Annotated in this window: 10 protein-coding genes; 4 read left to right on the top strand and 6 right to left on the bottom strand. The window is 68.6% G+C overall.

Annotated features, from left to right (window positions below; translation table 11 throughout):
- Positions 1-311: 311 nt before the first annotated feature.
- Positions 312-968: an MOSC domain-containing protein gene (locus tag MMF96_RS13115; RefSeq protein WP_176615091.1), complete on the bottom strand. Its 657-nt coding sequence runs from the start codon at positions 966-968 to the stop codon at positions 312-314.
- Positions 969-1,028: 60 nt separating this feature from the next.
- Positions 1,029-1,778 (bottom strand): SDR family oxidoreductase, encoded by a 750-nt coding sequence (locus MMF96_RS13110; RefSeq protein WP_256883789.1) that lies wholly within the window; start codon positions 1,776-1,778, stop codon positions 1,029-1,031.
- Between the two features lie 117 nt (positions 1,779-1,895).
- Between MMF96_RS13110 and MMF96_RS13105 the strand changes: the two genes are divergently transcribed.
- Positions 1,896-3,260, top strand: a complete 1,365-nt coding sequence (locus MMF96_RS13105; protein WP_256883788.1) for an amidohydrolase — start codon at positions 1,896-1,898, stop codon at positions 3,258-3,260.
- Positions 3,261-3,384: 124 nt separating this feature from the next.
- Here MMF96_RS13105 and MMF96_RS13100 read toward each other — a convergent pair whose 3' ends face one another.
- Both MMF96_RS13100 and soxR read right to left on the bottom strand, forming a co-directional pair.
- A complete protein-coding gene (locus MMF96_RS13100; protein ID WP_256883787.1) occupies positions 3,385-4,077 on the bottom strand; it encodes a transglycosylase family protein in 693 nt (230 codons plus the stop codon).
- 365 nt (positions 4,078-4,442) lie between these two features.
- Positions 4,443-4,919 carry a redox-sensitive transcriptional activator SoxR gene (soxR, locus tag MMF96_RS13095; protein WP_176615087.1) on the bottom strand — a complete coding sequence of 159 codons (477 nt, stop codon included), beginning with the start codon at positions 4,917-4,919 and terminating at the stop codon, positions 4,443-4,445.
- A 446-nt stretch (positions 4,920-5,365) separates the two neighbouring features.
- Here soxR and MMF96_RS13090 point away from each other — a divergent pair, with 446 nt between their 5' ends.
- On the top strand, positions 5,366-6,181 hold the full coding sequence (locus MMF96_RS13090) for a hydrolase (RefSeq protein WP_256883786.1): 816 nt from the start codon (positions 5,366-5,368) through the stop codon (positions 6,179-6,181).
- Positions 6,182-6,301: 120 nt separating this feature from the next.
- Here MMF96_RS13090 and MMF96_RS13085 read toward each other — a convergent pair whose 3' ends face one another.
- Together MMF96_RS13085 and MMF96_RS13080 are read right to left on the bottom strand one after the other, a co-directional pair.
- Positions 6,302-7,462: a cystathionine gamma-synthase gene (locus MMF96_RS13085; RefSeq protein ID WP_256883785.1), complete on the bottom strand. Its 1,161-nt coding sequence runs from the start codon at positions 7,460-7,462 to the stop codon at positions 6,302-6,304.
- A 17-nt stretch (positions 7,463-7,479) separates the two neighbouring features.
- The gene (locus MMF96_RS13080; protein WP_256883784.1) at positions 7,480-8,856 is read right to left on the bottom strand and encodes a cystathionine beta-synthase; all 1,377 of its coding nucleotides are present in this window, start codon (positions 8,854-8,856) and stop codon (positions 7,480-7,482) included.
- An 80-nt stretch (positions 8,857-8,936) separates the two neighbouring features.
- Here MMF96_RS13080 and MMF96_RS13075 point away from each other — a divergent pair, with 80 nt between their 5' ends.
- On the top strand, positions 8,937-9,506 hold the full coding sequence (locus MMF96_RS13075) for an AAA family ATPase (RefSeq protein WP_256883783.1): 570 nt from the start codon (positions 8,937-8,939) through the stop codon (positions 9,504-9,506).
- 9 nt (positions 9,507-9,515) lie between these two features.
- Complete coding sequence (locus MMF96_RS13070) at positions 9,516-9,989, top strand: helix-turn-helix transcriptional regulator (RefSeq protein ID WP_176615082.1); 474 nt, start codon at positions 9,516-9,518, stop codon at positions 9,987-9,989.
- Positions 9,990-9,994: the final 5 nt, after the last annotated feature.

Genomic DNA, 9,994 nt, shown 5'->3' with positions numbered 1-9,994 from the left:
CCGGACGACCCCGCGAGCTGATGGCGACCACCCGCCAGCCACTCAACCCTGCCCAAAAACAAGGACGAAAGAACCTTCAAAGAAAACCCGCCCAAACCCTTGACGAAAAACATAGGGACACCCCCCGCTGAGCCGGCCGGCACCGGCGCCCGCGGCACACCCACACCACAGCGGCCCCAAAAAGCCATTCCACAAACCCTCCCGGCTCCGCCCAAGCAAACCCGGAACCGCCACCAACCAGACGCCCAAACCGCCATCAACCCGCCACCAGCGAGCACTGCCAGCCAAATCGACCTTTGTTCAGCGGTGTCCTAGGCGTTGTCCAGGATGCGCCGGAAGTACTTGCCGTAGTGGGCGCTCAGGGTGAGTTCGCCGGCGTCGTGCAGTGCCTGCAGGGTGTGCACGTCCGCCACGGTGGGGTGGGAGAAGAACCTGCCCACCGTGATGCCGTGGGCCGGGGCCGGCTCCACCGTGATGGTGTCCCCTGCCTGCACCTTGCCCTTGCGCAGCACCCGGAAATACACGCCGACCCGTCCTGCCTCCGTGAACCGCCGGACCCACTGCCGCTCGCCCATGCGCTCTGCGAAGGTGGCGCACGGGACGCGCGGGTTCGTCACCTCCAGGAGCAGGTGCCGTCCCACGCGCCAGCGCTGGCCAATGACCGCCCCCGTGGTTTCCACCCCCTGCGTGCGCAGGTTTTCGCCAAAAAGCCCGGGCGGGATGTCGCGGCCCAGTTCACGGCCCCAATAGTCCGCATCTTCCTGCGAGTACGCGTAGACGGCCTGGTCCGGGCCGCCATGGTGTTCCCGGTCCCCCTGCACGTCGCCGAAAACGCCGAAGGTGCGGACACTGACGGCCCCCGCCACAGGCCGTTTGTCGATCCCGGTGATGCCGAAGCCCGTCATGGTGCGCGCTGTCTCGTGGACACGGCACAGGGCCAGGACGGTGCCATCAGGTGAATCGGTCATGGTCCCAACTTACTGGAGCGGTGCCCGGTCCTGCGCACCCTGGGAAGCGGGGGAGGAAGGCTATGCCGAGAAGCCGCCGTCGGCCTTGATCAGCTGCCCGCTCACCCAGCGCCCGCCGGGGGACAGCAGGAACGCCGCCGTCGGGGCCACGTCGGCGGGGGTGCCGAGGCGGCCGCCGGGTTGGCGCGCGGACAGTTCCGCCCGGAGGGCATCGTCCATCCAGCCGGTGTCGACGGGGCCGGGGTTGAGCACGTTGGCGCTGATCCGCTGCCCGCCCAGTTCGCGCGCGGCCGCAATGACGATCCTGTCCAGGGCCCCCTTGGACGCCCCATAGGGCAGGTTGAAGGCCGTGTGGTCGCTGGTCAGCGCAACCAGGGCTCCGCCGTCGGGCCCGGCCTGTCGCGCAAATGCGGCGATGAGCTGCCAGCTGGCGCGCGCATTCACGGCAAAATGCCGGTCAAAGCTCTCCAGCGAGGTGTCCAAAATGGCGGAGTCCACCGACTCACAGTGGGAAAGCACCATGCCCTCCAGGGTTCCGGCCTCCGTGGCGATCCGGGCAAAAAGGCTGCCGACGGAGGACGGCTCGGCAAGGTCGGCCGGCATGGCCCAGACGCGGGTGCCCGCGGCGGCGAGTTCGGTGGTGAGGTTGCGGACGTCGTCGGGCTGCTCGCCCCACGGCATCCGGGCGTCGTAGGGTTGCCAGTAGTTGAGGACCAGGTCCCAGCCGTCGGCCGCGAGCGCCCGGGCAATGCCGGCACCGATGCCAACGGTGCGGCCCACGCCGGTGACCAATGCGGTTTTGCGGTTCATGCACCCACCCTACGGCGATGACCGGCGATTCGCAGGCGGGGGCGGTAAGTTGGTGATTGGGCCCTCCGCCCGCCGGAAATTCGCCGCGAGACCGCGTGCATGCATTGAAAGGCCGCCATGTCCCCCACCTTGCCCACTCCCAAGCCCGGCTTCGTCCCGGGCCGCGTGACCAAGCCGGCCACCCCCGCAAGGCCCGGAGGCAAGGGCGGCAAGCCCGGAGGCAAGGGCGGAGGGAAGCCCGCCCGGCCGGCGGTGGACACCGCCTCGATCAGCGCCGCCATCCGCGAAGCCGCCGACGCCGCCAAGAAGCGCGTGCTGGCCATCACCAACGGCCATGTGGTGCCGATCGACGGCGAACCCTTCGACGGCACGGTGTTGGTGGATGGCGGGAAAATCCTGGCCCTGGGCGCCTCGGTGCAGGTGCCCGCGGGGGCGGAAGTGGTGGATGCCAAGGGCCAATGGCTGCTGCCCGGGTTTATCGACGCCCACGTCCACCTGGGCATGCACCCCGAGGGCGAGGTGGGCTCCACCAGTGATGTCAACGAGATGACCGACCCCGTCATGGCCGCGGTCCGGGCCATCGACGCCGTCGACCCCTTTGACCCCGGCTTCAACGACGCCCTGGCCGGCGGCATCACGGCCGTGAACGTCAATCCCGGCTCCGGCAACCCGATCGGCGGCCTGGCCGTGGCACTGCACACGCACGGGAGGTACATCGAGGAGATGGTGCTGCGCTCCCCCAGCGGGCTGAAGTCGGCCCTCGGCGAGAACCCGAAGCACGTTTATGGGGAAAAGAAGCAGACGCCCTCCACCCGGCTGGGCACCGCCCTCGTGATCCGGCAGGCGTTCATGGCTGCGCAGAATTGGCTCGCCAAGCCCGAGCCGCGCCCCCGCGACGCCCAGATGGAGGCGCTGGCCATGGTGCTGCGCCGCGAAATTCCGTGGCGCCAGCATTGCCACCGCGCCGACGACGTCGCCACTGCCCTGCGCCTGGCGGAGGAATTTGACTATGACCTGGTCATCGATCACGGCACGGAGGCCCACGTCCTGGGCGACGTGCTGGCCGCCCGCGGCGTCCCCGTCCTCATCGGCCCGCTGTTCACCACGAAGTCCAAGCCGGAACTGCGCGGGCGCTCGCTGGCCAATCCGGGCAAGCTGGCCGCGGTGGGCGTGGAAATTTCCATCATCACCGACCACCCCGTGGTGCCCGTCAACTTCCTGGTCCACCAGGCCACCTTCGCCGTGAAGGAGGGGCTGGACCGGCGCACGGCCATGCGCGCGCTGACCATCAACCCCGCCAAGGTGCTGGGGCTGGACGGCAGGATCGGTTCCCTCGCCGTGGGCAAGGACGCGGACCTGGTGCTTTGGAGCGGCGACCCCCTGGACGTCATGCAACGTGCCCTGAAGGTGTTCATTGGCGGCAAGCCCGTCTACACGTACGACGCCGTTGCCCACGTGGGTGCCGTGGCCCCCCGAGGGTAGGCCCCCTTCCCCCTTCACTGCGGGGCCGGACGGGCGTGGATGCAGCAATGGACCGTGGAGGCTGAATGATCAGCCTCCACGGTCCATTTCAGTTTCATGCGGAGGTGCCTGCGCGGGGAACTGCCTACGCCGGGAGCTGCAGGACGGCACCCGTGAAGATCAAGTCGGGGTGGATCACGGTGTCCGCGTTCGCCTGGTACAGGGCTTCCCAGCCGCCCTTGATGCCGAGCTTCTGGGCAATGCCGCTCAGGGTGTCGCCGGACTTGATGGTGTAGGTCTTGCCGCTGAGCTCAGCGGAGACGGGGGCCGGGGCCTGCTGCACAGGCGCCTGCTGGACGGGGGCTTGCTGCACCGGCGCCTGCTGGACGGGGGCTTGCTGCACCGGCGCCTGCTGGACGGGAACCACCGTGGAGGACTGTGCCGCGACGGGGGCCGGCGCCGGAACGGCTGCCGGTGAGTAGGCCTGGCCGCCACCGCCGGAAAGGCCCAGCTTCGCGGCGCATGCGGGCCAGGCGCCCCAGCCCTGGCCGGCCTGGACGCGCTCGGCCACGGCGATCTGCTGTGCCCGGGTGGCGTTCTCCGGCGCGCCGGTGCCGCCATAGGCCGCCCAGGTGCTCGGGGTGAACTGTAGGCCACCGGAGAAGCCGTTGCCGGTGTTGATGGACCAGTTGCCGCCACTTTCACACTGCGCCAGGGCATCCCAGGTGCTGCCGGAGGCCGCGTTCGCGCCCGTTCCCGCTACGGCCAGGCCGGCGCCTGCAATGGCGGCGACGGCGAGTCCGCGGCTGATGTTGCGCGTAAGTCTTGAATTCTTCATGGATGCGTGCTCCCAAAGGCCACCTTCGCTCCATCCGTCCCCGGACATCTGCGCGCCACCGTCGATCCTGTTGGTATGGAGGTCGTTTCCGTGGCCTGCCGCATGACGGTGTGAGGTGTTGGCAGACCCGGGCATTCGTGGGCCGCTGGAGACGCGGCCGGCCCCTAAGGGCATGGTCAACGCTAATCCGAAACCAAATCGATATGCAAATCAGCCAAACGTGTCCTAATTGTCACTGAAAGTTACAGATTGATGGTGTATTTTAAACAGCCGGTTCGCAGTTCCGGCCCTTCCCGCACGCCTGTTCGGCCCCGTACCGCCACCTTTTGCAAGGCAATTTCGCCACGGATTGCCTCCGCCCGCCCTCACCCTTGCGAACCGGTGGCAGCTTCCGCATTCCGTAACCAGCGTGAGCCCGGGCCCTCCGTCGCTGCCTCGTCCCCGGGGTTGAACAGGACGCATTTTCCCAGTGACAGGCAGCCGCAGCCGATGCATCCATCCAGCGACGTCTGCAGGATTTCCAGCTGCCGGATCCGCTGCGCCACGGTCTGCGCCCACCGGGTCCCCATGCGGGTCCATTCACGCTGCGTCGGCGCCCTGTCCGCAGGCATGTCGGCGAGCGCCGCCATGATTTCCTGCAGGGTGAGGCCCACGCGCTGCCCCGCGGCCACGACTGCCAGGCGGCGCAGCGTGTGGCGCGGGAAGAGCCGTTTGTTGCCCGGAGTGCGTTCCGAACGGATCAGCCCGCGCTCCTCGTAGTAACGCACCGTGGGCACGCTGACACCTGCCCTGCGGGCAAGTTCGCCGATGGGGAGCAGTTCGTTGGGGGCAATGTGGGGCATGCGTTGAATGCTGCCACAGCCCGGGCTTGACCTCAAGCTAACTTGAGCTAGTTGGCTGGGGGTGTCCGCCACCACTTCCACTGCCAAGGAGCCCCATGAGCGCCCCGTTGTTCCCCGCCACAGCCACGACGACCATCAAGGCCGATCCCGCGCCCGGCCGGCCGCTGCTTCCCGCCGCCGGTTCCCGCGGAGGTGCCATGCCCGGGGCTGCTGCCGCGGGCGGCCAAGCTGCCGCACACGTCCCGGTGACCCGTCGCAGGCTCTTCCGCCTGAGGCGGCAGGCAGGACATCGCCGGACAGAGGCCCGCATGCCGGAGGGGCGCCCGCACGAATCAGTGCCGCTTCTGTGGGCAGGGCACCTGTCCGGCCCACGCTAAACATCCGCCAAAGCCCTGCAAGCACCCGAACACATGCCCGCATTTTCATCCTCAAATTAAGGACAAGCCGTGCCTATCTGGACCTGCGCCACGTGTGCCGTTGAACACCCGGACACGCCCGCACCACCGAAGCTTTGTGAAATTTGCGCCGACGAACGCCAGTTCATTCCCTCCGGCGGCCAGCGCTGGACCACCCGGGAGGAACTGGCCGCAGCCGGCCACCGCGTCACCGTGGACGAACTGGAGCCCGGCCTCCACGCCGTCAACGTGGTCCCGGAACTGGGGATCGGCCAGCGCGGCCTCCTGGTCCGGACCGGACACGGGAACCTTCTGTGGGAGCCACCGGGGTTTATTGACGACGACGGCGTGGCCGCGGTCAGGGCCCTTGGCGGCGTCGCGGCGATATCCGCCAGCCACCCGCACCTGACGGGGTCCTCCATCCAATGGAGCCACGCCTTCGGCAATGCGCCGGTGCATGTGGCCTCCGCCGACCGGCAGTGGATCCGGCGCCCGGACCCTGCGATCCGGTTGTGGGAGGGCCGGATGGAGGTTCTGCCGGGGCTGTCCATGATCCAGTGCGGCGGGCACTTCGCCGGCAGCAGCATCCTGCACTGGCCGGCCGGCGCCGAGGGCCGCGGTGCGCTCCTGAGCGGCGACACCATTGCCATCGGCGCCGACGGGAAGTCCGTGAACGCCATGCGCAGCTACGTCAACAACATCCCGCTGCCGCGCAGGGCCATCCAGCGCATCCTGGACACTGTTGCCCCGTTGGACTACGACCGGATCCACGGCGCGTTTCGCACCATCGACGCCGACGCCCGGGCCATCGTGCAGCGTTCCCTGCAGCGCTACATGGACTGGTTGGAAGGCACGCCGCCGGAATAGCCACACCATCCCCAACGCTCCCGCGCAACCGGGGCACAATCCCCAAACCCTCCCGCAACCGGTGAGGGAGCGTTCCCCAAAACACCCCCGGTTGAAACCGAGCGTCAGTGGGCCGCAGGGTCAGAGGACGCTGAGGGCCTGGTCCAGGTCGGCGATCAGGTCGGCCACGTCCTCGATGCCCACGGAGAGCCGGACCAGGTTGACGGGGACGGCCAGTTCGGTGCCCTTGACGGAGGCGTGAGTCATCTCGGACGGGTAGTTCATGAGCGACTCAACGCCGCCCAGCGACTCCGCCAACGTGAACAGGCGCGTGGACTCGGCCACCTTGCGGGCCGCCGCCTCCCCGCCCTTGAACTGCACGGAGATCATGCCGCCAAAGCCGCGCATCTGGCGGGCCGCAAGCTCGTGCCCGGGGTGGTCGGGCAGGCCCGGGTACAGCACGGTTTCCACCTCGGGGCGGGTCAGCAGCCACTCGGCGATCTGCTGGGCGTTCGCGGAGTGCCGGTCCATGCGCACGCCGAGCGTCTTGAGCCCGCGGGTGGTCAGCCAGGCCTCCATCGGCGCGGACACGGCACCCACGGCAAACTGCACGAAGCCGATCTTTTCCGCAGCCTCGGCGTCGGAAAGCACGATCGCGCCGCCGGAGGCGTCGGAGTGTCCGCCAATGTACTTCGTCGTGGAGTGGACCACCACGTCGGCACCGAGGGCGAGCGGGTTTTGGAGGTAGGGGGACGCAAAGGTGTTGTCGACCACCAGGAGGGCCCCGGCGTCGTGGGCCACCTTCGCGACAGCGGCGATGTCCGTGATCTTCATCATCGGGTTCGACGGCGTTTCCAGCCAAATCATCTTGGTCTTGCCCTCGGGCCCGCCGGCGGCAACGGCGGAAGCCAGCGCCCCGGCGTCATTCATGTCCACCGCGGCGTTGCTGATGCCCCAGACGGACAGCACGCGGTTGATGAGCCGGTAGGTGCCGCCGTAGACGTCGTTGCCCATGATGATGTGGTCGCCGGGGACCAGGAGGGCGCGGATCAGGGCGTCCTCGGCGGCCAGGCCGGAGGAGAAGCTGAACGCGAACTTGCCGCCTTCCAGGGCGGCAAGCTGGGACTGGAGGGAGTCGCGCGTGGGGTTGGTGCCGCGGCCGTACTCGTAGCCGTTGCGCAGCTTGCCGATCCCGTCCTGGGCAAACGTGGTGGTCTGGTACAGCGGCGGGATGACGGAGCCTGTGGTGGGGTCGGGGGCCTGGCCGGCGTGGACGGCGCGGGTGTTGAAGCCTTCAGTCATGTCGTTCTCCTGGGAAGTCAGTCGTTGAGGTAGTTCAGCAGGTCGTGGCGGGTCAGCACACCCACGGGCGCGCCGACGAAGGTCACCATGAGCGCGTCCACGTTCTGGAGCGCGGTCCGCGCGGCGGAGATCGGCTCCAGCGAGCCGAGGATGGGCAGGCGCGGCTGCATGTGCTCGGTGATCTTGTCCGTCAGCTTGGCCTCGTGGCGGAACAGCTTGCCCGTCAGCGTGCGCTCGTCCACCGATCCGATGACCTCGCCCATCACCACCGGTGGCTCGGCGGAAAGCACCGGGATCTGGGAGACGCCGTACTCGGACATCAGGTTGATGACGTCGCGCACTGTCTCGTTCGGGTGGATGTGGACCAGGTCCGGCAGCTGCCCGGTCTTGGCCTTGAGCACGTCGCCAACGGCCGGCTCGTCGGTGGCCTTCAGGAAGCCGTACGACTGCATCCACTTGTCGTCAAAGATCTTGGCCAGGTAGCCGCGCCCGCTGTCCGGCAGGAGCACGACGACGACGGCCTCGGGTCCCAGCTTCCTGGCCGCTTCCAGCGCGGCCACCACGGCCATGCCGGAGGAGCCTCCCACCAGCAGGCCTTCCTCGCGGGCCAGGCGGCGCGTCATGGCGAAACTGTCGTTGTCCGTGACGGCGATGACCTCGTGCGGGACGGCGGGGTCGTAGGAGGCGGGCCACATGTCCTCGCCCACGCCTTCCACCAGGTACGGCCGGCCGGTGCCGCCGGAGTAGACGGAGCCTTCCGGGTCGGCGCCGATGACGCGCACTTCGCCTTCGGGGCGGTCCTTGGAGACTTCGCGCAGGTAACGGCCGGTTCCCGTGATGGTCCCGCCCGTGCCAACACCCGCCACAAAGTGCGTGACCTTGCCCTCGGTGTCGCGCCAAATTTCGGGGCCGGTGGTCTCGTAGTGGCTCAGCGGGCCGTTCTGGTTGGAAAACTGGTCCGGCTTGTAGGCGCCGGGAATCTCCCGCACCAGTCGGTCGGAAACGCCGTAGTAGGACTGCGGGCTGTCGGGGGCCACCGCCGTCGGGGTCACCACCACCTCGGCACCGTAGGCCTGCAGGACTGCGCGCTTGTCCTCGCCCACCTTGTCCGGGACCACAAACACGCAGTTGTAGCCGCGCAGCTGCGCCACCATGGCCATGGCAACGCCGGTGTTGCCGCTGGTCGGTTCCACCACGGTGCCGCCGGGCTTGATCTTGCCTTCCTTGGCAGCCTCGTCGAGCATCTTGACGGCAATGCGGTCCTTCGCGGAGCCGCCCGGGTTCATGTACTCGAGCTTGACCAGCACGGTGGCAGCGATGCCCTCGGTCACCTTGTTGAGTTTCACCAAGGGGGTGTTGCCAATGAGGTCAAGGACGGTGTTTGCATACTTCATGAGTCCAAAGTATCCCCGCGCTGCCCGTCCAGCCAAAGGAGGTTACCTCCCGGGGCATTTGCGGTTCTAGAATCTGGAGCATGCTGACCCACCGGGATCCCCTGCCGACCCGGCCGCGGCGCGTCCTGGTGGCGGGTGTCTCCGGCTCCGGGAAGACCACGCTGGCCGGGCGCATCGGCGCCCTTCTCGGCGTCCCGCACACCGAGATCGACGCCTTGTTCCACGGGCCCGGCTGGCAGCCGCGCGCGGACTTCATGGACGACGTCGACCGTCTCACCAGGGCGCCCGGCTGGGTCACGGAATGGCAGTATCCGGCTGCCCGGCCCCTGCTGGCACGGCGGGCCGACACGCTGGTGTGGCTGGACTTTCCCGTGCCGGTGGCCATGGGGCGCCTGGTACGGCGGACCGTGCGGCGCCGGCTCCGCCGGGAGGAGCTGTGGAACGGCAACCTTGAGGCGCCGCTGCGCACTCTGTTCACCGACCCCGACCACATCATCCGTTGGGGGTGGCAGACCCGGCACCTCTACCGCTCGCTGGTGCCTGCCCTGGACCGCGGTGATCCCGGGCTCCGGGTGGTGCGCCTGGCGTCGCCGCGGGAGGTGGAGCCCTGGTTGCGGAACCTTCAGCTTTCCGCCACCTCCGGCTGGTAGCTTCAAACCATGACGCCGGAGGAACTTGCCACGCTCGCGCTGCTGCGCCAGGCGCGGGACATGGTTGACCGGGACTACGCGCTGCCCCTTGACGTGCCCACCATCGCAGCGAAGGCGTTCATGTCCCCTGCGCACTTTTCCCGCAAGTTCCGCGCCGCCTATGGGGAGACGCCCTACAACTACCTCATGACGCGACGCATTGAGCGGGCGGCCGCGCTGCTGCGGTCCGGCACGTCCGTGACCGACGCCTGCATGGCCGTGGGCGCCACATCCCTGGGCTCGTTCAGCTCCCGCTTCACCGAGATCATGGGCGAGACCCCCAGCGCGTACCGTGCCCGGGAACACAGCGCCGTCGAGGCCATGCCCGCCTGCTTTGCCCGATTCGCCACCCGCCCCCTGCGCAGCCCGGCCCAGGCCCCGCACGTCCCGACGCCCGCCCAGGAAAGCAGGATCGAAGAAGCGGTGCCGCGCCGGGCCGGATAGCGTAA

The organism is Arthrobacter sp. STN4, from assembly GCF_024539665.1.
Classification (GTDB): domain Bacteria; phylum Actinomycetota; class Actinomycetes; order Actinomycetales; family Micrococcaceae; genus Specibacter.
The sequence above is the reverse complement of the archived record's forward strand: the minus strand, read 5'-3'. Positions and strand labels throughout refer to the sequence as shown.